Annotated in this window: 18 protein-coding genes; 13 read left to right on the top strand and 5 right to left on the bottom strand. The window is 60.0% G+C overall.

All coding sequences use genetic code 11. The features are described from left to right. Position 1 precedes the first annotated feature (1 nt). The 4 genes from galE to ACQZ45_RS24595 are packed head-to-tail and all read left to right on the top strand — an operon-like array spanning position 2 to position 4407. Positions 2-985: a UDP-glucose 4-epimerase GalE gene (gene galE / locus ACQZ45_RS24610; protein WP_065661611.1), complete on the top strand. Its 984-nt coding sequence runs from the start codon at positions 2-4 to the stop codon at positions 983-985. Next, a complete protein-coding gene (locus tag ACQZ45_RS24605) occupies positions 982-2910 on the top strand; it encodes a glycosyltransferase family 2 protein (RefSeq protein WP_112201059.1) in 1929 nt (642 codons plus the stop codon). Before galE ends, ACQZ45_RS24605 begins: the two co-directional genes overlap by 4 nt. Before the next feature lie 15 nt (positions 2911-2925). Continuing rightward, positions 2926-3429 (top strand): DUF995 domain-containing protein, encoded by a 504-nt coding sequence (locus tag ACQZ45_RS24600; RefSeq protein WP_003510879.1) that lies wholly within the window; start codon positions 2926-2928, stop codon positions 3427-3429. A gap of 12 nt (positions 3430-3441) precedes the next feature. Then, positions 3442-4407, top strand: coding sequence for a glycoside hydrolase family 26 protein (locus ACQZ45_RS24595; protein WP_003510877.1), 966 nt, complete (start codon positions 3442-3444; stop codon positions 4405-4407). 48 nt (positions 4408-4455) lie between these two features. Here ACQZ45_RS24595 and ACQZ45_RS24590 read toward each other — a convergent pair whose 3' ends face one another. After that, a complete protein-coding gene (locus tag ACQZ45_RS24590) occupies positions 4456-5640 on the bottom strand; it encodes an AGE family epimerase/isomerase (RefSeq protein ID WP_413373070.1) in 1185 nt (394 codons plus the stop codon). Positions 5641-6072: 432 nt separating this feature from the next. Between ACQZ45_RS24590 and bcsN the strand changes: the two genes are divergently transcribed. From bcsN to ACQZ45_RS24565, 5 genes are all read left to right on the top strand, one after another. Beyond that, entirely contained in the window at positions 6073-6972 is a 900-nt protein-coding gene (gene bcsN, locus ACQZ45_RS24585) for a cellulose biosynthesis protein BcsN (protein ID WP_112391224.1), read from the top strand. A gap of 82 nt (positions 6973-7054) precedes the next feature. Then, positions 7055-9244 carry a UDP-forming cellulose synthase catalytic subunit gene (gene bcsA / locus ACQZ45_RS24580; protein WP_038494060.1) on the top strand — a complete coding sequence of 730 codons (2190 nt, stop codon included), beginning with the start codon at positions 7055-7057 and terminating at the stop codon, positions 9242-9244. Further along, positions 9241-11727: a cellulose biosynthesis cyclic di-GMP-binding regulatory protein BcsB gene (locus ACQZ45_RS24575; protein ID WP_113291562.1), complete on the top strand. Its 2487-nt coding sequence runs from the start codon at positions 9241-9243 to the stop codon at positions 11725-11727. The genes bcsA and ACQZ45_RS24575 overlap by 4 nt, the downstream gene beginning before the upstream one ends. Then, a complete protein-coding gene (locus ACQZ45_RS24570) occupies positions 11724-12779 on the top strand; it encodes a glycosyl hydrolase family 8 (protein WP_013761566.1) in 1056 nt (351 codons plus the stop codon). The genes ACQZ45_RS24575 and ACQZ45_RS24570 overlap by 4 nt, the downstream gene beginning before the upstream one ends. Then, complete coding sequence (locus ACQZ45_RS24565; RefSeq protein WP_162691758.1) at positions 12776-15118, top strand: cellulose synthase; 2343 nt, start codon at positions 12776-12778, stop codon at positions 15116-15118. The genes ACQZ45_RS24570 and ACQZ45_RS24565 overlap by 4 nt, the downstream gene beginning before the upstream one ends. Before the next feature lie 30 nt (positions 15119-15148). Here the strand turns inward: ACQZ45_RS24565 and ACQZ45_RS24560 are convergent, their stop codons facing one another. Continuing rightward, on the bottom strand, positions 15149-16303 hold the full coding sequence (locus tag ACQZ45_RS24560; RefSeq protein WP_112391221.1) for an amidohydrolase: 1155 nt from the start codon (positions 16301-16303) through the stop codon (positions 15149-15151). Positions 16304-16363: 60 nt separating this feature from the next. Further along, on the bottom strand, positions 16364-18010 hold the full coding sequence (locus ACQZ45_RS24555; RefSeq protein WP_113291561.1) for a GNAT family N-acetyltransferase: 1647 nt from the start codon (positions 18008-18010) through the stop codon (positions 16364-16366). Positions 18011-18243: 233 nt separating this feature from the next. Here ACQZ45_RS24555 and ACQZ45_RS24550 point away from each other — a divergent pair, with 233 nt between their 5' ends. Both ACQZ45_RS24550 and ACQZ45_RS24545 read left to right on the top strand, forming a co-directional pair. Next, entirely contained in the window at positions 18244-18978 is a 735-nt protein-coding gene (locus tag ACQZ45_RS24550; RefSeq protein WP_003510849.1) for an SDR family NAD(P)-dependent oxidoreductase, read from the top strand. A gap of 38 nt (positions 18979-19016) precedes the next feature. Beyond that, a complete protein-coding gene (locus ACQZ45_RS24545) occupies positions 19017-20369 on the top strand; it encodes an aspartate aminotransferase family protein (protein ID WP_003510848.1) in 1353 nt (450 codons plus the stop codon). Positions 20370-20425: 56 nt separating this feature from the next. Here ACQZ45_RS24545 and ACQZ45_RS24540 read toward each other — a convergent pair whose 3' ends face one another. Beyond that, complete coding sequence (locus tag ACQZ45_RS24540) at positions 20426-20863, bottom strand: EamA family transporter (protein ID WP_019564660.1); 438 nt, start codon at positions 20861-20863, stop codon at positions 20426-20428. Positions 20864-21055: 192 nt separating this feature from the next. Beyond that, a complete protein-coding gene (locus tag ACQZ45_RS24535; protein WP_013761559.1) occupies positions 21056-22402 on the bottom strand; it encodes a dicarboxylate/amino acid:cation symporter in 1347 nt (448 codons plus the stop codon). Between the two features lie 236 nt (positions 22403-22638). Between ACQZ45_RS24535 and ACQZ45_RS24530 the strand changes: the two genes are divergently transcribed. Together ACQZ45_RS24530 and ACQZ45_RS24525 are read left to right on the top strand one after the other, a co-directional pair. Next, positions 22639-24480 carry a sensor histidine kinase gene (locus ACQZ45_RS24530; RefSeq protein ID WP_035199441.1) on the top strand — a complete coding sequence of 614 codons (1842 nt, stop codon included), beginning with the start codon at positions 22639-22641 and terminating at the stop codon, positions 24478-24480. A 1-nt stretch (position 24481) separates the two neighbouring features. Next, entirely contained in the window at positions 24482-25846 is a 1365-nt protein-coding gene (locus ACQZ45_RS24525) for a sigma-54-dependent transcriptional regulator (RefSeq protein ID WP_065687752.1), read from the top strand. Positions 25847-25934: the final 88 nt, after the last annotated feature.

The following is a 25934-nucleotide window of genomic DNA, read 5'->3' as shown; positions in this document are numbered from 1 at the left end:
GATGTCCCGTACAATCCTCGTCACGGGCGGGGCCGGATTCATAGGCAGCCACATCTGCAAGGCGCTGGCGCATTCCGGCTTCAAGCCCATTGCTTACGATAATCTCTCGACGGGTCACGCGGATTCAGTTCGCTGGGGTCCCTTCATTGAAGGCGACATTCTCGATCGTAGTCTCTTGAAGGCCACGCTCAAGGAGTTCTCGCCAGGCTTCGTCATCCATTGCGCCGCAAATGCCTATGTCGGCGAATCCGTCGAGGATCCGCGCAAATATTACCGCAACAATGTCGGCGGCAGTCTGGCGCTTCTGGATGCCTGTCTCGACCAGAATATCGGCGGGCTGGTATTTTCCTCCAGCTGCGCCACCTATGGCGTGCCGCCGCAATTACCGATCCGCGAGGAAACGGCGCAGATGCCGGTCAATCCCTACGGTCGTACGAAGCTGATTTTCGAAATGGCGCTCGATGATTACGCTGCCGCCTATGGCATGCGTTTCGTCGCTCTGCGCTACTTCAATGCGGCGGGTGCCGACCCGGATGGCGAACTTTACGAACGCCACGAGCCGGAAACCCATCTGATCCCCCGGGCACTGATGGCTGCCGCCTCACGGCTGCCGCAACTTGACGTCTTCGGCCAGGATTACGACACCAGCGACGGCACCTGTATCCGCGACTACATCCATGTCAGCGATCTGGCTGATGCCCATGTGGCCGCCGTCAACTATCTTGCCGATGGCGGCGAGACCCTGCGTGTCAATCTCGGCTCCGGCCACGGCACATCGGTCGGGGATATCATCCGCGCGATCCATCGCGTCACGGGACAGGAAGTGCCGGTGCATTTCGGCGCAAGGCGCGCCGGTGATCCGCCCGCCCTGTTCGCTGATATAGAAAGAGCGAGGGCGACCCTCGGCTTTGCGCCGAAGCGCTCCGATATAGACACCATCATCCGCACGGCTGGTCCCGGCTTCGGGCTGGAGGTGCTGTCATGAAAGCTCGCTCTACCCCTTCCGTACCATCATCGCGTCCCGTCGCGGGCCAATTGCCAATGCTGCCCGTCTTCACCGGCTGGAACCGCATGGCCTATCGTCTCGGCATTGGCGGTTGGCTGGTGACGCTTGCCTATTTCTGGATCTGGTGGCTGGACCGGGATCGGGTCATCGACTGGCCGTATTTTACGATCGTTACGGTAACACTCGCGTGGATCACGCTTTTGCCGTCCTATTTCATCTTCATCTTCCTGAACGCCAGGGTCATCGACCGGCGCTCTCCTCTGCCGCAAGGCAGGGTGGCGATGGTTGTAACCAAGGCGCCGTCGGAGCCTTTTACCGTAGTACAAAAGACGCTGCAGGCCATGCTGGAGCAGAAGGGCCTGGAATTTGACGTGTGGCTTGCGGATGAGGACCCGGATGCGCAAACGTTGAAATGGTGCGGCGCGCACGGCGTTTTCGTTTCGACCCGGAAGGGTGTCGTCGATTATCACCGCAAGACATGGCCTCGCCGCACCCGTTGCAAGGAAGGCAATCTCGCTTATTTCTACGATCATTACGGGTATGAGCGTTATGATTTCGTCGCGCAATTCGACGCCGATCACGTTCCGGAACCGGACTATCTGAGTGAAATCATCCGTCCTTTCGCCGATCCGGCGGTTGGATATGTCTCCGCACCAAGCATCTGCGATGCCAATGCAAAGGAGAGCTGGGCTGCGCGTGGCAGGCTTTATGCCGAGGCAAGCCTGCACGGCGCCCTGCAGCTGGGTTACAACAACAGCTGGGCGCCGCTTTGTATCGGCTCGCATTATGCCGTGCGCACCAAAGCCCTGCGTGAGGTGGGCGGTCTGGGACCCGAGCTTGCCGAGGACCATTCCACCACGCTTTTGATGAACGCGGGCGGCTGGCGCGGCGTCCACGCTGTCAACGCAATCGCGCATGGCGACGGGCCGGTGACTTTTACCGATCTCGTGGTGCAGGAATTCCAGTGGTCACGCAGTCTGATGACCATCCTCTTGCAATATTCGCGGCATTACGTGCCGAAGCTTCCCTTGCGGTTGAAATTCCAGTTCCTGTTTTCACAGCTCTGGTATCCCCTGTTTTCAGGCTTCATGGCACTGATGTTCGTGCTTCCCGCTTTTGCACTGTTGAGCGGCCAGGTACTCGTCAATGCCTCCTATCCAGTGTTTCTGGCGCATTTCCTGCCGATTTCACTCATCATGATCGTGTTCGCCTTTTTCTGGCGGGCCACGGGGGCCTTTCGCCCGCATGATGCGAAACTCTTCGGGTGGGAAGCCATCGTGTTTCTGTTCCTGCGCTGGCCCTGGTCGTTGATGGGTGTGCTTGCGGCGATACGCGATACGATCCGTGGTGATTTCGTCGACTTTCGCATTACACCCAAGGGCACGCAGGCGAAACCGCCGCTGCCGCTGCGCGTAATCGCGCCTTACATGGTTCTGGCGGCACTAAGCCTTCTCGCAATGGTTCTGGCGCCGCGTGAAAACGCTGCGGAAGGTTTCTTCGTCTTCGCCGCGATCAATGTGGCGATCTACGCGGGCCTTTCGATTTTTCTTCTCGTCCGACACACCATGGAAAACGGCTTGCCACGGCTGCCGGCATTGCGCGGTGGGGCGACGGTTGCCGCCTGTTCGTTACTGCTTGTGGCAGGTAGTGCCGCGGAACTCAGCTCCCATGCGATTGGTGGGCTGGAGGCCCTGTCGCACGGGCAACCCTATGTCAGCTTCACCGAAACGCGGTTCACCGTGGCCGGTGCTGGCGTGGAGGGAGCGAGATCGGTGCGTCTGAAACTGCGCATCGTACTGCCGGGAATGCCCGGAATTCGAAACATGCAGGCGGAGCCCATGGTGCCGCCACCGGTCATGACAACCGGAGAAATCATGCTGGCCGACAATAGGGTCGGACAATAGAAGGAGGAGGCTGTGATGAGAACAACAATAAGCAAATGCGGGTTCTCCGCTTTCGTACTCTGCCTTGCGGTGATCGCGCCAAGTGCCGTCCACGCCGCGGGCGGCACGAAGACGCCGAAACCGCTCCGGACCAGCGAAGTCGTAGATATGTATTACGACAAGACCTGGAAATGGGAGACTGGTGGCGGACGCTTCATCGCCGATGGCCGCAAGTTCATCGCCCTGACTGAAGAGAAAGGCAAGAAGGCCGTCGGTGAAGGCCGCTGGACCGTCGATGCCAAAGGTACGCTGTGCATGCGCGCTACCTGGAAAACCGATGCCGGAAACGGCAAGGCCGACACGTGTTTCGACCACGGTCGCATCGGTCAGGTGCTTTACCAGCGCAAGCAGGGCGGGCCCTGGTACGTCTTCCGGCATAATCCGCCACGGCCCGGAGATGAATTCCTGAAACTTGTCCGCAAGGACGACGTCACCCCGCAAATCGCCGCCTACGGCAAGGCGATGACTGCGACGAGGTAGGAGGAAAGTGTCATGCAAATAACAAGAAGAAGACTGCTCTTTGCAAGCGGGGCTGCTGTTGCTGCTTCAGCCAGCATGTACCCCATATTCAAACTGGATGCCCAGGGGGTCGCGCCCATGGGCTCCACGGGCATGAAGACGCTTGCCGACAAACGTCCGACATTGCACGCGGATGGTATACGCTTCGGCGCCTACGATCCGCACGGCGATTTCACCGGCCAGACCGGGGTGGCGACGGAACATCTGTTCCTGCCCTGGGAGGACGTGGATCTCGACAGCCTCGCGCTCGCAGACGCTTACGCTCTGGAGCGCAAGCGTAACGTGCTGATCACGGTCGAACCCTGGTCATGGGACGTCAACTGGCGGCTCACCTCCGACGAGTTGCGCCGCAAGGTGATGGGAGGCGACTACGACAAGAACATGCAGGCGATCGCCGCACGCATGTCCGCAATGAAGAGCCCGCTGATCCTGCGTTGGGGACAGGAAATGGAAGACACATCCGGCCGCTTCTCGTGGTCGGGCTGGAACCCGCAGGACTATATCACGGCCTACAAACGCATGGTGGACATGACCCGCAAGGCGGTCCCTGGCGTCAAGGTGATGTGGTCGCCGAAAGGTCTTGACGGTCTGCGCGCTTACTATCCTGGTGACAATTACGCGGACCTGGTCGGTCTCTCGGTCTTCGGTCTAGAGGACTATGACAAGATCGAATATGGCGGGCCGCAGAAGTTCACCGATCTCCTGCGCAAGGGCTATGGGCTTGTCGAAACCTTCAATAAACCGGTCTGGGTTGCTGAACTGGGTTATGAAGGCGGCGATTCCTACGTCCGTCCATGGATGAACGACGTGACGCTGAAACAGGCGGATTTTCCCAAGCTGGAAGAGGTCGTCTATTTCAACGACAAGGACGTGCATCCATGGCCGCACAATCTCGGCAAGCCCGACTGGCGCGTTGTGCGCCCGGCGCGGCTTAACTGAGGCTGGAGCGGGTAGAGCGGACGCCCGGCCCGCTCGCCCGCCCGGACTCTAATGGCTGGAGGCGAGTACGGCCTCAGCCTCATAGATGGCGCAGACGATGTGGTAGAAAGTGCTGGCCGGTGCCGGTTCGTCCAGCATCGGCTTGTCGGCCGGCCATTTGTCGAACCAAAGCCCTTTGACCGGTGTGTCGAGGAAAGGCTGCAGCGCGCCGATGGCCCTCAGGCCCGAGGCAAGATAACGCTGTCTTTCTTCACCAATGGTCACGCTGGCAAGGCGCAAGGCTGCCTTCAGCCATTCCGTCTGCGGCCAGAGCCGTGCCAGCCCGTCATGTACCGAAAAATCATCGTACAAGCTCATGATCGCGACCTTGCGGCGTGGGCAGATGCCATGCGCTTCGCCGATCTCGAACATGCGCTTGGCCTTGGCGATTGCCTCGCCATTGTTGCGCAGGCTGCCCCAGCGCACCAGAAGCCAGGCCCATTCGAACTGGTGACCGGGCTCCATGATGCGGCCCTTCTCGCCTTCAAACGGCATCCAGTCATGGCCGAAGAATTCGCGTAGCCCGCCATTGGTGCCATCGATGAAGCGGGTGAGTGCAAGGCCGGCGATCTCGTCGGCCAGCGGGATCCATGGACCTTTGGGGTCCTGCACTTCCCAGGCAAGCATCGCCTCGAAAAGATGCATATGCGGATTGGAGCACAGCGGCGTGCGCGGCGGGTTCGCTTCCTCAAAGCCGGCGACGGGGTGTTTGTAGTCGCGATTGAGGACGGCGAGGATCTCGAGCGCCCGGGCACGCATCTCGTCCTTGCGGTCGGGAAGGGCTGCGGCCGTCTGTGCTGCGGCGAAAAGCGCGAAAGCCTGATTGTAGAGATCGAAGGACGGATCGATCAGCTTGCCGGTTTGGTCGGCGAGGTTGCCGTAAAGGCCGTTATCGAGGCGATAGACCTTTTCGAACCAGCTCAGCCCATGCAGCAACGCATCCTTCCACGGACCCTGCCAGCCGTTCTGGCCGGCGGCAGCGAAACAATAGGCCTGACGAGGCTGCACGCGGGCGCGGCGGTCATCAGAAAAAACCGGTTTCGCATCCTGGCCGAGGCGCTCGTAAAAACCGCCGTCCGGACGGGCGGAGCCAACCTCCCACCACAGCGGCAGTGCGTCCTCTTCAAGCCATTTCCGTAAGGTTCCGATCTCTTCGGCAAGCGCCTGCGAGATACTCGGAAATTGCACAGTCATGCGTCAACTCTCTGTTTTTACAGTTGAATGAAAAAAGTGATCAATAAAAATACGTCATTATAAACGCAAGTAGACCATGGGACATATTGCGCTGCAACCGTAAAAATATCGACTCACGCCGAGCGAACCCGCACCAGCGCGATTTGGTTCCGTCGTCTCGTCCGGCAAAGAAGGGATCCGAAACGATTCGGAGGCCACAAAGCATCAGAAATTACAATATAAATTTGATATTGCTTATTCGCCTGCCTCCAGTATTTCGTAACAATGGTCTGGTCATTAGTGATTCGGTCTCCTTTTAACCTGTTAGGGCTTGGGGAAATAAAGGGGCACGGGGCAGTGAAATTTTCTGCCTTTACTTCATTGCTATTCTCTATTGCAGTTCTTTCGGGCTGCAATACTCCCTCGGGCGTCAGGTCGTTCGGGGGCGCAAAGATGTTGTCTGCGTCCGAAGCACTGGTTTTCCCACCGCCCGGCGGTCCGGAAATCGTCACCGTGGTCAATCGCACCTACTCCAATGCCGTGGCACAGCAGGTCGTATTGCGCGCCGAAGCCGCTACGCCCGGACAGAACTACATCAAGGCCGAGTTCTTCGGTCCGCAGCAAGCCGGCGACACCGATCGCGATGCTTTGGCTTTCTCCGGCTTTAAGGCATCCTCCGTCGCGCGGGAAATCCGCTCGGAGTTTCCGGGTGAGAACATCGTCATGTCGGCGAACTATCTGCAGAACGGTTACGGCGCCTTTTCTTATGCGGCCGGCAAGGGCCGAGGCATCGATACCTGCCTTTATGGCTGGCAGGACATCCGCTCGCCCGAAAGCATGCGGCAGGATTTCCGCAACCTGGGGCGTATCAAGGTGCGACTGCGCCTCTGCCAGTCGGGGGCAAGCGTCGAGCAGCTTCTGACGGTCATGTATAATTACACGATCACCGGCACCTATGCCTCGCAAAGCTGGAACCCCTATGGCACGCCGCAGGCGGTGGATCAGAACCTTGGGCGGCCGGGCCATCCGGTCTATCCCATGAAGACCAATGAGGTGCCGATGCGGCCCGGCAGTGAAGTGACTGCGAGCATACCATTGCAACCCGTGCGCCGTGCTGCCGTACCCGTCACGCCTGTTCAGCCGACGGCGCAGCCGCTACCGCCGGTGGCGGCAGTCAGTATTCCGTCACCCGCATCCGTTGGCGCGCCCGCCCAGCCCGCAAGGCCTGCTGTAGTCGGCAGGCGCGCGGCCAGCGTGCAGGTGGAGAGCCAGCAGCCGACGCAGGTTCCGCAGGTGGCTATTCCGTCGCCCACATGTCTGTCCGGTTCGACAGCGCCTCCGGGATGCAGGTGATGGCTGGAGCAACAGCAGAAGAGGGCATTGTAAAAGATCCCGGTAAAAATTCCGGGCGGGGAAGAGAGCGGAAAGTTTCGGGATGAACAAGGCCATCACAATCATTGTCTGGTTTCTTGTGTCGCTTTGCGTTCTGGCCATCGTCACGATGCCGGTCAGCCTGCAGACGCACCTGGTCGCCACGGCGATCTCGCTTGTCCTTCTCGCAACAATAAAGAGTTTCAACGGGCAGGGAGCCTGGCGGCTCGTGGCGCTTGGTTTCGGCACGGCCATCGTGCTTCGCTATGTCTATTGGCGCACCACGAGCACGCTGCCGCCCGTCAACCAGCTCGAAAACTTCATTCCCGGCTTTCTGCTTTATCTCGCGGAAATGTACAGCGTCGTGATGCTGGGTCTCAGCCTCGTCATCGTGTCGATGCCGCTGCCTTCCCGAAAGACTCGGCCTGGCTCGCCCGATTACCGGCCGACGGTCGATGTTTTCGTGCCGAGTTACAACGAGGACGCGGAGCTTCTCGCCAATACGCTGGCGGCGGCCAAGAACATGGATTACCCGGCCGACAAGTTCACCGTCTGGCTGTTGGACGATGGCGGCTCGGTGCAGAAGCGCAATGCCAGCAATATCGTCGAGGCGCAGGCGGCACAGCGCCGCCATGAGGAGTTGAAGAAGCTTTGCGAGGACCTCGACGTGCGTTATCTGACGCGCGAGCGCAACGTCCACGCCAAGGCCGGAAATCTCAATAACGGCCTCGCCCATTCCACCGGCGAACTGGTGACGGTGTTTGACGCCGACCATGCGCCCGCGCGCGATTTCCTTCTGGAAACGGTGGGCTATTTCGAGGAAGATCCCCGGCTCTTCCTGGTGCAGACGCCGCACTTCTTCGTCAATCCCGATCCGATCGAGCGCAATCTGCGCACCTTCGAGACGATGCCGAGCGAAAACGAGATGTTTTACGGCATCATCCAGCGCGGTCTCGACAAGTGGAACGGTGCGTTCTTCTGTGGTTCCGCCGCCGTGCTGCGGCGCGAGGCACTGCTGGATACAGAAGGGTTCAGCGGCGTCAGCATCACCGAGGACTGCGAAACGGCGCTCGCGCTGCATTCGCGCGGCTGGAACAGCGTCTATGTCGACAAGCCCCTGATCGCCGGGCTGCAACCGGCCACCTTCGCAAGCTTCATCGGCCAGCGTAGCCGCTGGGCGCAGGGCATGATGCAGATCCTGATCTTTCGCCAGCCTCTGTTCCGCCGTGGTCTCTCCTTCACGCAGCGTCTTTGCTACATGTCGTCGACGCTGTTCTGGCTTTTCCCGTTCCCGCGCACGATCTTCCTGTTTGCGCCGTTGTTCTACCTGTTCTTCGATCTTCAGATTTTCGTGGCTTCCGGCGGCGAGTTTTTGGCTTATACGGCCGCGTATATGCTCGTGAACCTGATGATGCAGAACTATCTCTATGGCAGCTTCCGCTGGCCGTGGATTTCTGAACTCTACGAATATGTGCAGACGGTCCACCTTCTGCCAGCCGTCGTGTCGGTGATCTTCAATCCCGGCAAGCCGACCTTTAAGGTGACGGCGAAGGACGAATCCATCGCCGAGGCGCGGCTTTCGGAAATCAGCCGCCCGTTCTTCGTCATTTTCGCACTTTTGCTGGTTGCGATGGCCTTTGCCATTTGGCGCATCTATGCAGAGCCATACAAGGCGGACGTCACACTCGTCGTCGGCGGGTGGAACCTGCTCAACCTCATTTTCGCGGGATGTGCGCTTGGCGTCGTCTCCGAGCGCGGCGAAAAATCGGCGTCGCGGCGCATCACCGTCAAGCGGCGCTGCGAGGTCAAGCTTGAGGGTAGCGACGCATGGGTACCGGCCTCCATCGACAACGTGTCGGTGCATGGCCTGCTGATCAATCTTTTCGACAGCACCACCGCTATCGAAAAGAACACGACAGCGATCATTAGGGTGAAGCCTCATAGCGAGGGCGTGCCGGAAACCATGGCCATCAATGTGGTCCGCACGGTCCGGAGCGACGGTTTCATTTCCATAGGCTGCACATTCTCGCCGCAGCGCGCCATCGATCATCGCCTGATCGCCGACCTGATCTTCGCCAATTCCGAGCAATGGAGCGAGTTCCAGCGCGTGCGCCGCAAGAACCCCGGCCTCATCAGAGGCACGGCGATCTTTCTGGCGATATCTCTGTTCCAGACGCAGCGCGGCCTGTTCTATCTGGCCAAGGCGCTCCGGCCCGCCTCCAAAACCGTCAAACCTGCCGGAGTTGTAAAATGACCGGCGGTAAAACGATCAGGAGTTCACTGACAGCACTGATGTTGGGTGTCGTCGCAACCGGTGCGATGGCGCAGTCCTCACCTTTCGACATGTCGCCGGAGAAGCCTGCACAGACAGCCCCGGCACCTGTGCTGCCGCCGACACTTCCCCCAGCTGTACCGCGCCAGCCGCAGCCAGCCCAGCAATCGACCCAGCCTGCAGTGGGCCAGCCTCCTGTGGTAATGCAGCCCGCACCTGCGCCGCAACCGCCGCTGCGGCCGCTGACGCCACCCGTATCCATGCCGCCGCAGGGTCAGGCGAGACCCGCACCCGTTCAGGCATCGTCACCCGCGGCGGATAGCCGTCGCCGGTACATCTTGCCTTACGAAAAGCTCAGCCTTTCCGGCGAAATGGATCGGCGGCAGTGGAGCATTTATCTAACGCCCGAGCAGGTGAATGCCGCCGTTTCGCTGAATATCGGTTATCAGAACGCCATCGTGGTCGCGCCGGAAGACTCGAATTTCCAGGTCAGCCTCAACAATGTTCCGCTGGATACGGCGCGCATTGAGGCGCCCGACGGTGAGGGCAATGTTTCCTTGAAAATTCCACCCGGTGTCCTGCAGGTGGGCGCGAATGTCGTGACGCTTGGCGTGCAGCAGCGCCACAGAACCGATTGCACGATCCAGTCCACTTATGATCTGTGGACCGATGTTAATCCGGCGAACACCTATATCGGCTTTAACGCCGATGTCGCGGGCAACTTCACCAATATCGACGATATCCAGGCAACCGGTCCGGACGCCAAGGCGGCAACGTCGATCGAGATCGTTGCACCTGCGCTCGGCAATCCGGCATTTGCAGATTCGCTGCTGCGCCTTTCTCAGGCTCTGGCACTCCGAACCCAGATGCCGAACCAGACGATCCGTTTCGTGGCAGCACCCTCCGCCGAACGCAAGGCGGGAACGCTGGTAGTTCTTGTCGGCACCGCACGCGAGATTGCCGGCTTCACCGGCGCGGTGCCGCCCGAGGCGTCGGCGGGTGCTTTTGCCGGCTTCGATACAACTGAACCGGGTGGCCTCTCGCCGCTCTTCGTCAGCGGTCCCACCCCGCAGGCGGTACAGGCGGCGATTGAGACGCTGTTTTCCTCGATCTCGCGTACGCCCGGTGCCCAGAGAACGACCTTTTCCACCCGCAGCTGGCATGCGCCGGATGTACCGCTCGTCATGTCGGACCGTCGCATCGCGCTTTCCGAGCTTGGGCTTGAGAGCAGCGAATTTGGTGGACGGCGTTTCCGCAACGAATTCTACGTCGGCATGCCCGCCGACTTTTATGCATCGGCCTATGGCGAGGCGGCCATGCTGCTCGATGCCGCCTATTCCTCGCAGGTGCTGCCCGGTAGCCATATAGACATCTACGTCAATGACGAGATCGCCTCGACCGTGCCGATCTCCAACAATGGTGGCGGCATTTTCCGGCATCTGCCCATCAATGTGACGATGCGCCACTTCAAGCCTGGCCCGAACAAGATCACCATCGAGGCCGTGTTGATGACGGCGCAGGATCAGGTCTGCGCGCCGGGAGCGCCGGCCAGCACGACCCCGCGTTTTGCCCTGTTCGACACATCGGAAATCCATATTCCCGATTACGCGCAGATCGGTCGCAAGCCCGATCTCGCCGCGATGTCCGGTGCCGGGCAGCCCTACAGGTTTGCCGCAAATCCCGTCGCATTGTCGCTTGATCGTTTCGATACCGACACCATGTCGGCGGCGGCGACATTGGTCAGCCGGCTGGCAAGCGCCGCTGGATATCCGATCAATGTCGAGACCGTCGCATCGCCGCTGGTGATCGGGGACCGTGACGCCCTGTTCGTCGGGACGATTTCGCAATTCCCGCAATCGCTGATTAGCCAGTTCAATCTTGTCCCTTCCAGCCAGATATCCTGGAAAATGGGAACGGGCGTTCAGCCGCCTGCGCAGAACAGCGAAACCCTCTTTAATGACTGGCGAGAGCGGGTGGACGGCGGCATCTGGCAAGGCCAGGTTTCCTCCTTTGAGGAGTGGATGAAGCGGAATTTTGATCTGAGTTCCGATACGCTGCGTTTCCTGCCGGCGGCCGAGCAGCCCTATGCGCCGCCCGGCAATGTCTCCTTCATGCTGGTGCAGGGTCTAAGCCCTTCCGGCGAAGGGGTCTGGACGCTGGCTACCGCCCCGACGTCGGCGGAGCTTCGTGACGGCATGTCTTCGATGGTGCGTGAAAACCATTGGCGCGACGTCACCGGGCGGGTCGCAGCTTACGATGCCGGTGCAGAAAAGATCGAAACGGTCGAGGTGGGGCAGCCGTATTTCTACGTCACGCGGGCGTTTTCCCTCTCGAACTGGAGGTTGATCGCTGCTAATTGGCTGTCTTCCAATGTTCTTTCCTATTCGCTGGCATTCATCGGGTTCGTGTCGCTCCTGGGCTTTGCCACCTTCGCGATGCTGCGTATGATGGGGCGACACCGATGAGGCGTGGGATTTTTAGACTTGCCGGCATTTTCTGCGTGTCGCTGATGGCGTTGATCTCAAGCATCTCGATTGCCCGCGCCGCATCTGTCTCGCCTGAGGCCTGGTCGGCCTATAAAAGTGCGTTTCTCGATCCCGGCGGGCGCATCATCGATACCGGTAACGGCAATATCAGCCATAGCGAAGGCCAGGGTTACGGCATGTGGCTTGCCGTTCTTTCAGAGAACATTGCCGACTTCGAGCTGATATGGAGTTTTACCCGCACGGAACTCCTGGTGCGCGACGACGGTCTCTCAGCGTGGAAATGGGATCCGCGAACCAGACCGCATGTGACTGACATCAACAATGCCACGGATGGCGATATTCTGATTGCCTACGCGCTGGCGCTGGCTGCCGCGCAGTGGAACCGGCAGGACTATGCCGAGGCATCGGCGGCCATCGCATCGGCCGTCCTCAAGAAAACTGTCGTTCAGCGCGGCGGGCGAACGCTGCTTTTGCCCGCCGCCAGCGGCTTTGGCGAGGTTGACCGGGGCGACGGCCCGGTGGTCAATCCTTCCTATCTGATTTTCGAAGCATTTCCGGTCCTCAATCTCGTCGCACCATCGCCACTCTGGAAGGCGCTTGCCGACGACGGCGTGGCGCAGATCGGTACGTTTGCTTTCAGCGACAGGAAACTGCCCGCCGACTGGGTGTCGATGAAGACGAAACCGCAACCGGCATCGGCGTTTCCGCCCGAGTTTGGTTACAATGCAGTGCGGATTCCGCTTTATCTTGCAAGGGCGAAAATGGGCTCGCCGGAGCTGCTTGACCGCCTGAAAAACGGCATGACGCTGGAAAGCGGTGCTGCGGGAACCTTCGATCTCAAGAGCGGCGCGGTCAAGGACGTTCTGTCGGATCCCGGTTATCGCATCATTCCGGCGCTCGCGGCCTGCGCCGGCGGCGGCCCGGCTGTGCCTGCCGAACTGAAAGGCTTTCAGCCAACGCTTTATTATCCTTCTACATTGCATCTTCTGGCATTGTCGTTTCTGGCAAGGAATAACGGGGAGTGCCGATGAACAAACCGCTGTCTACCTCGGCTCTCATCCTGCTTCTGATTGCTCTCGCCGCCTTCCACTGGCGCGACACCATTCTCGGACGTGTATCGGACATTCATACTTCGGCGGTTGGCGACAACCGTGCGGCGCAGCGCGTTTCTCCAGCGGCAGCCAATCCGGCCCAGATCAACGCGTTCCTTAAAAATCGCGAGATGGCGCAGCTAACCCAACCCGTGACGCCAGCGGTAACGGTGCCGGCGACTGATCCGCAACCGCCGGTTACGCAGACACAGACGGGTGGACAGATATCGCAGCCCCAAATGGCGCAGGCGCCCGCACCCCGCCAGACCCAGCCGGCGTCATCAGACATGCCCGAGGTCGATCTCAGCGCGCTGCGCTATTTCGCGGCCAAGGGCGATACCCAGCGGCTTCAGGCCGAAATCGCGAGGCTGCGCACGCTTTATCCCAACTGGACACCGCCTGCCGATCCGCTCGCCATTCCCGTTAACGGCGATCCCCGGCTCGATGCCATGTGGCAGCTTTATAGCGACGGCCGTTACGCCGAGGTCAGAAAGGCGATCGCCGACCGCCAGCAGGCGGAACCCGGCTGGCAGCCTCCCGACAATCTGACCGGCATGCTTTCCCTCGCCGAGGCTCGCCAGCGGCTCGTCAACGCTTCCGATCTCAAGCAATATTCGACAGTGGTGGACGCGGCCGCCAGCAATCCCGGCCTGCTGACCTGTAGCGAGGTGGATGTCCTGTGGCGGGTTGCCGATGCGTTTGCCAATACCGACCGCATGGGACGGGCGCGCGACGCCTATCTCTACATTCTCAACAATTGCACGACGCCAAGCGACAGGCTCGCCACGGTGCAGAAGGCGTCCGCGCTTTTGCCGGCGGAGATGATCGGCGATTTGCTTGCCAAGGAAAAGCCCAACGCAGACGGTCAGCTGGAATTCGAACCGGTCAAGAACGATCTCGCCCGCCAGTTCGTGGCCAAGGCAGGGGAGAAGGAGGGAATTTCCGTTCCTTCCGCCTATCTGATGCGGCTTGAAAGGCTTGCCGAGACCGACAAGCTTGCAAGCGATGCCTTGTTGCTCGGCTGGTACAATATCCGCCAGAAGAACATGGCGGAGGCGGAAAAGTGGTTTCGCAAGGCGCGGGAAGAGGAAGACAGCGCGTCTGCATCACAGGGGTTGGCGCTGGCGCTGATCGACCGCAACGAGCCACGTGAAGCTGAGGACGTCATGTATAAGTGGCGCACCGCTTCGGACGACGGGCTTGCGACCTATCTTGCCGCGACAGCCAATCTTCTGGCGCTTGAGCCGCCTGTGGTCCTGCCGCCGGATGTGCTGCAGCGCATCGCCGCTGAAACAATAACTCGCAAGGATGCGGCGACCGCGCAGCAGTTCGGCTGGTATTCGCTTGCTTTCCGGCAGACGCCGCTCGCCTTGCAATGGTTCAGCACTGCGCTTGGCTGGAAAGCCGATGACGAACCGTCGGCCTATGGCATGGCAGTCAGCTATCACGATCTGCGCAATCTCGCCGGTCTGCGCAGCATACAGCAGCAATGGGCAAGCCGCTCGCAACGCATCGCTGATGTGGGAACGGCACGTATGGTGGACCAGTCCGCGCAGCAGATAGCGCCCGTCACCGCACCGCCTGTCGCCACAGCTTCCCAGACAACGGCACCCGCGCCCTATGCGCCGCAGCCTGAGACAGTGGTGGCTTATAGCCAGCCGTCTGTCCAGCAGCCGGCTCCGGAACCTTCGCGCAAGCAGGCGCGTCTGCCAGCGCAGACGCAGAGGACCGTAAGTGCCTCGTCACGTCCACGCTCCTGCGCGGTCTATCCCGATCCCCAGCGCCTGCCCGCACAGCAGGCGCTTGATCTCGGCTGGTGCCTGATGGAGACCAACCGGCCGGCGGAAGCCCTGAAGGCTTTCGAATCCGCCATTGCCGGCGGCCAGTCGACTGTTAAAAGCGATGCGGCCTATGGCCAGAGCCTTGCCTATCTGCGCATGGGGCTGACGGACCATGCCGCTGTCTCGGCGACGAAATCGCGCATGGACCGCCCGCGCGCGACTGAGTTGCAGGTTTCAATCCTGGCCGACAGGGCGGTTTCCGCCTTCCAGTCCAAACGTTATGCGGAAACGCTTCTCCTGCTTGATCAGCGTGCGCGGCTTGCCGATGAGCGCACCGATCTCATGGTATTGCGCGGTTATTCCTATCTTGCCATGAACCGCTACGCCGATGCTGCGCAGATTTTCGAAAGTCTGACGTCCATTGGCGATAAGGAGGGCATCAGGGGACTGGCAGCGGTCCGTGCCGCCCGGCCGAGCAGAGGGCCCCAGGGCGGCTGATGGCGTTGGGCGGCAATGGGCTGCCGTTGCTTACCCCGCGTCGGTGAGGTTGCGGATGATGCGCATGAAGATGCGTGCGCCGATATCGATCAGCCCATCCGGAAAGTCGTAGTCGGGATTGTGCAGGTTGGGATAGTCCTTGCCTGCACCCAAAAAGAACATGGCCGATGACGAGACGGCGCGGAACCTTCCGAAATCCTCGGAGGCTCGCATCGGCAAACCTTCCGACCCGTGGGAAATTTTCTCCGCAGTCAGCGCCCGCAGGATATGGTCGACGGCTTCCGGCGCATTTTCGCAATGCAGGAAAACATCGTCATAGGCGATATCGAGTGTCAGTTTCTGTTCTTCGGCCACCTTTTCTGCCAGCGCTTCCGCATCCGCGCAGAGTTTTTCCATTCGGTCGTCTGTCAGCGTCCGGAGCGTCGCCCAGATTTCCGCATCTGCCGGAGAAATGCCGAAGGCCGCTTCACCCATCACGGCATGGGTGATTGTCACCATCGAAAAATCGGGTTGCGGTGGAAAGCCGGAACCGAGATCGGTCAAAGCCGGCATCAACTCAGATATCGCCCGCATCGGCGAGACGCCATGCTCCGGTGAGGAGGCGTGCGCGGTCTTGCCGGAGAAGCGGATTTTGATGCCGCGTGATGCGCAGTTGACCGGCCCTTCCACCACGCTGACATGGCCGAATGGCAGGCCTGGAAGATTGTGAAGAGAAAAGGAATAATCCGGCTTCATCTCGCCAAAGCGCGGATCGGCGATGACGGCGCCCGCGCCCGCACCTGTCTCTTCCGCCGGTTGGTAGAGCAGTACGACGCTGCCGGTTTCCGGGCGCTTTCTGGAAAGTCCAAGTGCAAGCGCCGTCAGAATGGTGGAATGACCGTCATGGCCGCAAAGATGGCCCTTACCATCTGTGCCGGAGCGGTATTCGGCGTCGGTTTTTTCCTGAATGGGCAGAGCGTCGAGTTCCGAGCGGATGAGGACTACCGGACCGCTTTTGCCGCTGTCATAGACCGCTGCCACGCCATGACCACCCAGATCGGTGAACATCCGATCCGGTTTTGCCTGCTCGAGGAAATCGCGAATACGCCGCGCTGTTTCCTTCTCCTCGCCGGAAATTTCCGGATGGCGGTGCAGATCATGGCGCAGCTCGATGAGGTCAAGCATATCCTTGTTGGTCAGAAACATAAAAAACCCTTGCAAGTCGTCCGGCCGATTTTTTCTGCCGCAACTTACAGGTCATTACGTTCAATGCAAAACCTTTGGCGGACGCCAGCGCTTGCCCGTCGATTTTGGCCTGGCGCTCAGCGTGATGACATCGGCAGGCAGCGGAATCCTGGCCTTTCTCAGTTCCAGCCGGGCAAGGGCTGCGCGCGCCTTTTCGGCATATTCCAGATGCGTAGCGTCGTCAGAATGGTAATGCTGCAATCTGTCGAGGATTTCGGCGCCTTCCATCGTTCTTTCGGCCGCAATCAGCGCCACGGCGCATTTGTAGAGCGCCTCGCGGTGGAAGGGGGCGCGATTGGTCACCTGACGGAATGCTTCGGACGCCTCATGATATTGTCGTTGCGCCAACCGCGCTTCGCCTATGCGCATCCACAGCAGAACCGGGTCCTGACCGCTGCCGAGGAGACCGAGGAAAGCGATTTCCGCCTCACGGAATTCACCGCGGTCGAAGGTCAGATTGGCCAGCCCGAATTGTGCGCCAAGGTGATCGGGCGCGGCTGACAGCACCTGGGAAAAGGCGATGTTGGCGGCCGCCTTCTTGCCCGTCTTGTAAAGTTTGAGGCCCTCTTCGTAGACGAAGCGTATGCTGCGCGTGTGGAGCTTGCCGCCGAGATTGTCGCCCGAGCGGGTGCGGAACAGCGTGCAGCTGAGCTTGTGCTCCTCCGGGCCGAAGAAATATTTGTACGGCTCGTTGCCTCGCAGGAAATCATAAGTCTTGAAACCCTGTTCGATCGCCCTGCGGATGCAGTGTCCGTGCAGCACGAGGCCGGGTGAGGGGGTCTTCCAGTTCTCGTCACGACCGGTGATGTAGAACAATACCGACTTTTTCTGCCGGTCGATGATGTTGGCAAGCGCGCCGAGCGGCTGGTCGCCGAACCAGAGGACCGGCACTTCCAGATCGCCGCGTATATAGACATCCATCAGCATTTGCCGTGTTGCACCGATCAACAGTTCGGTGCGCTCCTTGCCCTTGTGGGGCGCCCAGCGGATGCGCCAGAAATCGAACAGGATGCCCATGTCCCGCTTGATTGTTTCTCTCGTTGCGAAGGTGATGCGGTATTCGTCACCGCCTTCCACCTTCCTCATGAAGCGCCGGAGCTTTTGCCGGGACTGGCTGCTCATATGGCTGTCGAGATAGGAGTCGAACGTGTCCGGCAGGGCCACGACCGGGCAGATGCAATTGTTGATGTTATAGGGGTTGGTCGGCATGTTGTCGCGAAACATGACGAGCGGCCCCTGAAGCGCGCGGATCATCGTGTCGCGCCGCTCCGGTGGGCCGGAAAGATAGTCGAGCTTGAGTTCGGTCCAGTTCTGCTGCCGAATATAGGAACAGAAACCGGCAACCGCGTTATTTTCATATTCCGGCAGGGTAATGAAGCCGGTGTAATCCGCCGCGGCATTGCCAGCCATGACGATGCTGTCGTGGAAGCGGCCGGTTCTCTTGTCCGGTTCGGTGACGATGCGCAGCGGAAAAAATGCCACATAGGGCGAGCCTTCGGGACGTTCCCTGAGCGCCAGGATGAACCAGCGCTTGCGGCGCGGCATGTAATCCCGCAGCCAGCCCCAGGACAGGAAGTGTCGGGAATGGGGATCGGCCATGAACACCGTTTCCCAGTTTTGCCGGATTGCCTCGAAGCCGGCGTCGGTGTCGATGATGTCGATACGCATTCGTCCCCCTCCCAATACGGATCACAGATTCGGGAGATTGCATTTTATGAGCAAATGGCCGGCTTCAAATATTCCCTTCGGGTGAAAGGCCTATATCAAATGGGATTAGCCCGTGACGCGGCAACCATTCGTGCACCGCGACAAAATAGCCCTTGTCAGCGGGTCGCAGCACTCTAACATGCGGGCTGAATGCGCGACCGGCTCAACGGTTCGCATGGCAAAGGAGTTCTTTCATGGCTGTTCCTTTTATGCTTTTGACTGGTGCGAGCCGCGGAATAGGGCATGCCACCGTCAAGCTGTTTCAGGAAAAAGGCTGGAGAATCCTGACCGTATCGCGACAACCCTTTTCGGAGGAATGCCGCTGGCCATCTGCGCGCGAAAGCCATATCCAGGCCGATCTGGAGGACCTGTCCCGCATCGACGATCTGGCCGACGAGGTGCGCTCGCGCCTGCCGGAAGGAAAGCTGGCCGCACTCGTCAACAATGCCGGAATCTCGCCGAAGGGCGAAGGCGGTAGCCGCCTTGGCGTTGCCGACACAACGGCGGAGATCTGGACGCGGGTGCTCAACGTCAATCTCGTCTCGACGGCGCTTCTTGCCCGTGCGCTTCTGCCGGAACTGGAGGCGGCAAAAGGCTGCATCGTCAACGTTACCTCCATTGTCGGCTCGCGGGTGCACCCTTTCGCGGGCGTCGCCTATGCCGCATCGAAGGCGGGACTTGCAGCTCTGACACGGGAGCTGGCGCATGAATTCGGCCCGCGCGGCGTGCGCGCCAATGCCATAGCGCCCGGCGAAATCAACACCGCCATACTTTCACCCGGAACCGCTGAACTCGTGGAAGCGCAGGTCCCGCTCGGGCGGCTAGGCACCACGGCGGAGGTGGCGCAGACCATCTACTTCCTCTGCTCGGAGCAGTCGAGCTACATCAACGGCGCAGAAATTCTCATCAATGGCGGCCAGCACGTCTGACGCTTCAGCCCATCCAACCGAAACGGAGCCTTTATCCCATGACCATTCTGCCGAATTCCGTCGAGGCACGCGATATCGCCTACCAGATGCATCCAAACGTCAATCTGCGTAAATTCGAAAAGACCGGTGGTCTGGTCATCGAAAGTGGTGAAGGCATCTATGTGACCGACAGCAGCGGCAAGCGTTATATCGAGGCGATGGCAGGGCTTTGGTCTGTGGCGCTTGGCTTCGGTGAACAGCGACTGGTGGACGCTGCGACGAAGCAGATGCAGAAGCTGCCCTATTACCACACCTTTTCCTACAAGACGCACGGCCCGTCGGTCGATCTTGCCGAGTTGCTGATCGAGCTTGCACCAGTGCCGATGTCGAAGGTCCATTTCACGTCTTCGGGATCGGAGGCGAACGATCTCGTTGCCAAGATGGTGTGGTATCGCTCCAATGCGCTGGGCAAAAAGGACAAGAAGAAGATCATTGGCCGCATCAAGGGTTATCATGGCGTGACGATTGCCTCGGCCTCGATCACCGGCCTGCCGCGCAACCATGAAAGCTTCGACCTGCCGCTGGACCGCATGCTGCATACGGCCTGCCCCTCCTATGTGCACTTCGGCAAGCAAGGTGAAAGCGAGGCGGATTTTACCGCGCGTATTCTGAAGGAACTCGAAGATCTGATCCTCAGCGAAGGCCCGGAAACCGTTGCCGCCTTCTGGGGCGAGCCGGTGATGGGTGCCGGCGGGGTTCTTCTGCCGCCTGAAGGTTATTGGGAAGGTGTGCAGGCGATCCTGAAGAAATACGACATTCTGCTTGTCGTGGACGAGGTCATCTGCGGGTTCGGCCGCACCGGCAAGATGTTCGCCTGCGAGACCTACGGCATCAAGCCGGATGTGCTTGTTGTTTCCAAGCAGATATCCTCATCCTACATGCCGCTGTCGGCGATCATCATGAATGACGGTTTCTACCAGCCGATCGCAGACGAATCCGACCGGATCGGCTCCTTCGGTCATGGTTATACCGCCTCCGGCCACCCGGTCGCGACGGCCGTCGGTCTCGAAAACCTGAAGATCATTCAGGAGCGCGATCTGGTCGGTAATGTCGCGAGGCTGGAAGGCAAGTTCCTCGATCATCTGAAAGCGCTTTCCGACCATCCGCTGGTACATTCCTCGCGCGGCGTCGGTCTTCTTGGCGCGCTGGAGATAAAGCCGTGGGAAGGTACGAAGCCGGGCGATGCGACGCTCGCCATTGCCGCCGGCATTGAGGATGAGGGCGTGATTACTCGTCCGATCGGCGAATCGATCTGCTTCTGCCCACCGCTAATCATCACGGCCGAGCAGCTTGATGAGCTGTTCGCTGGCGTTAAGCGGGGACTGGACAAGGTTGCGGCCGCACGTGCCTGATGACTTTGCGAATGTCCCGGCCGGTTCGTCCGGCCGGGCACCGCTGTGGGCTTGCCTTATCCCCGGTATGCCACAAGCACCGCGCCGCAGGCGATTAGCACCACACCCAGCCAGTTGGGCAGCGACAGCCGTTCCCCCAGAAACAGAACCGCGAAGACGGCGACGAACACGACACTGAGCTTGTCGATGGGGGCGACGCGGGCGGCATCGCCGATTTTCAGCGCCCGGAAGTAACATATCCAAGATGCGCCGGTCGCCAGCCCCGAAAGCACGAGAAAGGTCCAGGTACGCGCCGAAATGGTGGAGGGCTGCTGCCAGTTGCCGGTAACATAAACCATCAGGCCAGCGGCAGCGAGAATGACGATGGTGCGTATGAAGGTGGCGAAATCGGAATTGACGTTTTCGATGCCGATTTTCGCAAAAATCGCAGTCAATGCCGCAAAGGCCGCCGATAGCAGCGCCCAGAATTGCCAGGCCAGAAACAGGTTCTTCATAAGGGCCTACTCCGTTTTTCGCATTCGTTCTCGCTCGATCTGGCCTATAACATCCGCACGGCGATAAAAACCGTTTTCGACGGTTGGAAGGGCTTCAAACGATGAAAGGCCGGAGCATCGATCTGATGCGCCGGCCTTCATTCGAGAGCCTGCCCGGACGAACCGGGACAGGCTGGACCTTGGGAGGTCGTGTTATTCGGCGGGCTGAACCGCACCCGGAAGCGAATCCACATCGGCGATGCCGGTGAATTCTTCCTTGCCGCTGAGAACGCGGGCGAGCTGTTCCTGATCCAGTTCACCTTCCCAGCGGGCAACAACGATGGTGGCGACCGCATTGCCGACGAAGTTGGTGAGTGCGCGGCATTCCGACATGAAGCGGTCGATGCCGAGGATGAGCGCCATGCCGGCAACCGGAACCGACGGCACGACGGAGAGCGTTGCGGCCAACGTGATGAAGCCAGCGCCTGTGATGCCAGCAGCACCCTTGGAGGAGAGCATGGCCACGAGCAGCAGAAGGATCTGTTCGCCGAAGGAGAGGTGGATGCCGGTCGCCTGTGCGATGAAGAGGGCAGCCAGCGTCATGTAGATGTTTGTGCCGTCGAGGTTGAAGGAATAACCGGTGGGGATGACGAGACCGACGACGGAGCGCTTGCAGCCCGCCTTTTCCATCTTGCTCATCAGGCCCGGCAGGGCGGCTTCCGAAGACGAGGTGCCGAGAACCAGCAGCAGTTCTTCCTTGATGTAGCGGATAAGCGCGACGATCGAGAAGCCGTTATAGCGGCAGACAGCGCCGAGGACCACGAACACGAACAGTGCTGATGTGACGTAGAAGGTGCCGATCAGCATCGCGAGGTTGGTGACGGACGAGATGCCGTATTTGCCGATGGTGAATGCCATGGCGCCGAAGGCACCGATGGGGGCGGCCTTCATCAGTATCGCGACCAGCTTGAAGATCGGATACATCATGGCATGCATGAAATCGGTGACGGGCTTGCCCTTTTCGCCGACGATACCGAGCGCGATGCCGAACAGCACGGAGAAGAACAGCACCTGCAGGATATCACCGCTGGCAAATGCGCCGACGATGGTGGTCGGGATGATGTTCATCAGGAAGCCGGTGATGGTCTGCTCATGGGCCTTGTCGGCGTAGGTCGCGACGGCCTTGGCATCCAGCGTGGCCGGATCGATGTTCATGCCGGCGCCCGGCTGCACAGTGTTGGCGACGATGAGGCCGACAATGAGCGCGAGGGTGGAGAACACGAGGAAGTAGATCATGGCCTTGCCGGCCACGCGTCCAACCTTCTTCATATCGTTCATGCCGGCGATGCCGGTTGCGACAGTGAGGAAGATGACGGGAGCGATGATCATCTTGACGAGACGGATAAAGCCGTCGCCGAGCGGCTTCAGCTGTTCGCCAAAGGCCGGATAGAAATGGCCAAGTGCGATACCGGCGATAATGGCGACCAGAACCTGGAAATACAGGTGCTTGTAGAATGGCTGCTTGGCGTGGCCTGCCGCCACGGTTGTTGTATCGATCATGTTTTTTCCTCCTCGGCCTCACCCTGCCTTAATTGGCCTCCCGGGATCGCCGTGTCGTTGACGGCTTCGCGCCGATTGAGGAGTCATGTGCAATACGCATGCCAGACTTGCTTATTTGGTGTAACTGGCTGATTTACAAAGTACTTTTTATTGACGCCGTATCAGCTCGCCGGTGTATGTGCGGATATCCGGACAAAACCTCTTGCGGTCTGTGTGTAAATCCGCACAATTGCCGCATGACCCAAGAAGATCAGGCCTCTTATTCCCAGGCACGACGGCGCGCTCAATGGCTGGCGTTGGCGGGCTTGTGGCTGCTCGTCAGCCTGGGAGTTCTGTTGGTTGCCGATGACTTTGCGCGAAACCAGGCAATACGCACCGCCGCGTCCGAGGCCTCCACCGATGCCGAACTCAAGATCGCGCTTCTGAATGTTGCGCTGGAGCGGCCGCGCGCCATTCCGCTGGTTCTGTCCGGCGATCCCGACCTTGCGATTGCGCTGGATGGCGGTGGCGCGCCTGCCATTGACCGGCTGAACCGCAAGCTGGAGGGGCTGATCGAAGGTACGCAGTCCTCTGTCATCTACGTGACCGGACCGACCGGCTTGACAATTGCCTCGAGTAACTGGCGACAGGCCGACAGCTTCGTCGGCTCCAATTATGCCTTCCGCGAGTATTTTCAGGCGGCGATGAATACCGGCATGTCCGAACATTATGCGCTTGGCAATGTCAGCCGCCGGCCGGGCCTTTATATCTCGCGCCGCATCGATGCCGCAGACGGTCGGCCGCTCGGCGTCGTCATCGCCAAGGTGGAGTTCAACCGTCTGGAGGCGGATTGGAACATCGGCGGCAAACCGGTCTATGTGGTTGACAGGAACGGCGTCGTGCTGATGACGAGCGTGCCGGATTGGCGCTTCAAGACCGTAGCGCCGATTGACGAGGCGCGACGCAAAGCCATTTCCGAAAGCCTGCAATTCGGTAACGAGGCGCTTACGACGCTGCCGTTCCGGATGGCGCGACTCTCGAGCGACGGCGTTCCGCTCGTCCGTGTCGATGACCCGGCAAGTGAGCGCGGCGATTATCTGCGGTTGGAAACGCCGGTGCCGACGACCTCATGGACACTGCATTATCTGCAGCCGGTGGCACCGGCGCTGAACGCCGCCATTCGCGAGGGCAGGGTGGTGGCGCTGGCAACGCTGATGCCGCTTATGGCGCTTTCGGCTCTGTGGCTGTGGCGCAGGCACAAGGCGCTGAGGGAAAAGGAAGAGGAGCAGCGCGCCCGCACCGAGCTGGAAATGAAGGTGCAGGAGCGCACCCGTGACCTGACGAGGACCCGCGACCATCTTCAGGCGGAAATTGCCCTGCACGAAAAGACGACAGGTGAATTGCGCAACGTGCAGCACGAGCTGGTGCAGGCCAACCGTCTCTCCATTCTAGGGCAGGTGGCGGCGGGCGTTGCCCACGAAATCAACCAGCCGGTAGCGACGATTCGCGCCTTTGCCGACAATGCCCGCACCCTGCTGAAACGCGACCGCATGGCGGAGGCCAACGAAAATCTCGAAAACATCGCGGCATTGACCGATCGCATCGGCACGATTACCGGCGACCTGAAGATATTGGCGCGCAAGGGCCGCACCGCTGCCGAACCGGTCAGTCTCAAACTGGTCATCGAAGGCGCGGTGATGCTGTTGCGCAGTCGTTTTTCCGGACAGATGGATGCACTTGATATCGTGTTGCCGGATCAGGACCTGAAGGTGCTTGGCAGCCGCATCCGGCTCGAGCAAATTCTCATCAACCTTCTGCAAAACGCACTGGAAGCCACTGAAGCGATTGATGCGGCGCGTGTCGAGGTGCGGGTGCGCGAGGAAGGGGACATGGTCTTGCTTTCGGTCAGCGACAATGGGACCGGCATTCCCGAAGCGATCCGCGCCCAACTTTTTTCGCCCTTTAATACATCCAAGGAAAGCGGCCTAGGCCTTGGTCTCGTCATCTCCAACGATATCGCCTCCGACTATGGCGGGCGGATTGAGGTAACGAGCAGCGAGGCAGGCACGTCTTTTTCCGTATATCTGAAGCGAGCATGACATGATGGCAGGTGGAACCATATTTCTGGTGGATGACGACTCCCAGCTGCGCAAGGCGATGGTGCAGACGTTGGAACTCGACGGATTGCCCGTCACCTCCTTTTCCCGCGCCGAACAGGCACTTGCAGCGCTCAACGAGGATTTCGACGGCGTCGTCATCACCGATGTTCGCATGCCCGGCATGACCGGGCTTGAGTTCTTCGACCATGTCCGCAGGATTGATGCCGATCTGCCGGTTATCCTCATCACTGGCCACGGTGATGTGCCGATGGCGGTCGATGCCCTTCACAACGGCGCCTATGATTTCATCGCCAAACCATTCCCCGCCGAACGCATGGTTGAAAGCGCCCGCCGCGCGCTGGAAAAGCGCCGCCTCGTGCTGGAAAACCGCGCGCTTCGCCGGGCGAGTGCTCAAGCCGAGGACGATTTGCCGCTGATTGGCCAGACGCCCGCCATGGAACGCCTGCGCACCACGCTCCGGCACATTGCTGATACGGATGTAGACGTGCTGGTGGCAGGTGAGACGGGCAGCGGCAAGGAAGTGGTGGCAACGGCGCTGCATCGCTGGAGCAAGAAGCGATCCAGGGGCAATTTTGTGGCGCTGAATTGTGGTGCGCTGCCGGAAACGGTGATCGAAAGCGAGCTTTTCGGCCATGAGCCGGGTGCTTTCACCGGTGCGCAGAAAAAACGCGTTGGTCGCATCGAACATTCAAGCGGCGGCACGCTGTTTCTCGACGAGATCGAAAGCATGCCGCTTGCCGTACAGGTGAAGATGTTGCGCGTTCTGGAAATGCGCGAGGTCTCGCCACTCGGTTCAAATGAGGAGCGACCGGTCGATATTCGCGTGGTGGCGGCGGCGAAGGTGGATCTCGGCGACCCGGCCGAGCGTGGCACGTTTCGCGAGGACCTATATTACCGGCTGAATGTGGTGACGCTGTCGATACCGCCGCTGCGCGAACGCAAGGCGGATATTCCGCTGCTGTTTTCGCACTTCGTCACCAAGGCCGCCAACCGATTCAACATGCCGGTGCCGCAGATCAGCGCCGGCGTTTCCCGCCGCCTTAACGACTACGACTGGCCGGGCAATGTGCGCGAACTCGGGCATTTCGCTGAAAGGGTAGTATTGGGGCTGGAGATGGATGCGGCCACCACGACTGTTTCGCAATCGAGCATTCCGGCTTCCGGCACCCTGCCGGAGCGAATGGATGAAATAGAAGCGCAGATCATTCGCGAAACGCTTGTGCAATCTAATGGCGACGTGGCCGAAACCATTGCGACACTCGGCATTGCCCGCAAGACCTTTTACGACAAGCTGCAACGTCACGGCATCAACCGGGCGGATTATGTGAAAAGCGGCGCTGCTTGAGGTGCCGCAGGATCTGGGGCGACACTTAATGAAAAGCCGCGGACGTTTCCGTCCGCGGCCTGATTATTAACAGCGATAACTGCGCAGA

The organism is Agrobacterium sp. 16-2014-1-2a, assembly GCF_053522705.1.
This window is presented reverse-complemented; position numbering and strand designations above follow the sequence as displayed.

What these genes read in the sequence shown, in the direction of transcription:
- galE (WP_065661611.1), top strand. Translation starts at nt 2, where the DNA reads ATGTCCCGTACAATCCTCGTCACGGGCGGGGCCGGATTCATAGGCAGC.
- ACQZ45_RS24605 (WP_112201059.1), top strand. Translation starts at nt 982, where the DNA reads ATGAAAGCTCGCTCTACCCCTTCCGTACCATCATCGCGTCCCGTCGCG.
- ACQZ45_RS24600 (WP_003510879.1), top strand. Translation starts at nt 2,926, where the DNA reads ATGAGAACAACAATAAGCAAATGCGGGTTCTCCGCTTTCGTACTCTGC.
- ACQZ45_RS24595 (WP_003510877.1), top strand. Translation starts at nt 3,442, where the DNA reads ATGCAAATAACAAGAAGAAGACTGCTCTTTGCAAGCGGGGCTGCTGTT.
- ACQZ45_RS24590 (WP_413373070.1), bottom strand. Translation starts at nt 5,640, where the DNA reads ATGACTGTGCAATTTCCGAGTATCTCGCAGGCGCTTGCCGAAGAGATC.
- bcsN (WP_112391224.1), top strand. Translation starts at nt 6,073, where the DNA reads ATGTTGTCTGCGTCCGAAGCACTGGTTTTCCCACCGCCCGGCGGTCCG.
- bcsA (WP_038494060.1), top strand. Translation starts at nt 7,055, where the DNA reads ATGAACAAGGCCATCACAATCATTGTCTGGTTTCTTGTGTCGCTTTGC.
- ACQZ45_RS24575 (WP_113291562.1), top strand. Translation starts at nt 9,241, where the DNA reads ATGACCGGCGGTAAAACGATCAGGAGTTCACTGACAGCACTGATGTTG.
- ACQZ45_RS24570 (WP_013761566.1), top strand. Translation starts at nt 11,724, where the DNA reads ATGAGGCGTGGGATTTTTAGACTTGCCGGCATTTTCTGCGTGTCGCTG.
- ACQZ45_RS24565 (WP_162691758.1), top strand. Translation starts at nt 12,776, where the DNA reads ATGAACAAACCGCTGTCTACCTCGGCTCTCATCCTGCTTCTGATTGCT.
- ACQZ45_RS24560 (WP_112391221.1), bottom strand. Translation starts at nt 16,303, where the DNA reads ATGTTTCTGACCAACAAGGATATGCTTGACCTCATCGAGCTGCGCCAT.
- ACQZ45_RS24555 (WP_113291561.1), bottom strand. Translation starts at nt 18,010, where the DNA reads ATGCGTATCGACATCATCGACACCGACGCCGGCTTCGAGGCAATCCGG.
- ACQZ45_RS24550 (WP_003510849.1), top strand. Translation starts at nt 18,244, where the DNA reads ATGGCTGTTCCTTTTATGCTTTTGACTGGTGCGAGCCGCGGAATAGGG.
- ACQZ45_RS24545 (WP_003510848.1), top strand. Translation starts at nt 19,017, where the DNA reads ATGACCATTCTGCCGAATTCCGTCGAGGCACGCGATATCGCCTACCAG.
- ACQZ45_RS24540 (WP_019564660.1), bottom strand. Translation starts at nt 20,863, where the DNA reads ATGAAGAACCTGTTTCTGGCCTGGCAATTCTGGGCGCTGCTATCGGCG.
- ACQZ45_RS24535 (WP_013761559.1), bottom strand. Translation starts at nt 22,402, where the DNA reads ATGATCGATACAACAACCGTGGCGGCAGGCCACGCCAAGCAGCCATTC.
- ACQZ45_RS24530 (WP_035199441.1), top strand. Translation starts at nt 22,639, where the DNA reads ATGACCCAAGAAGATCAGGCCTCTTATTCCCAGGCACGACGGCGCGCT.
- ACQZ45_RS24525 (WP_065687752.1), top strand. Translation starts at nt 24,482, where the DNA reads ATGATGGCAGGTGGAACCATATTTCTGGTGGATGACGACTCCCAGCTG.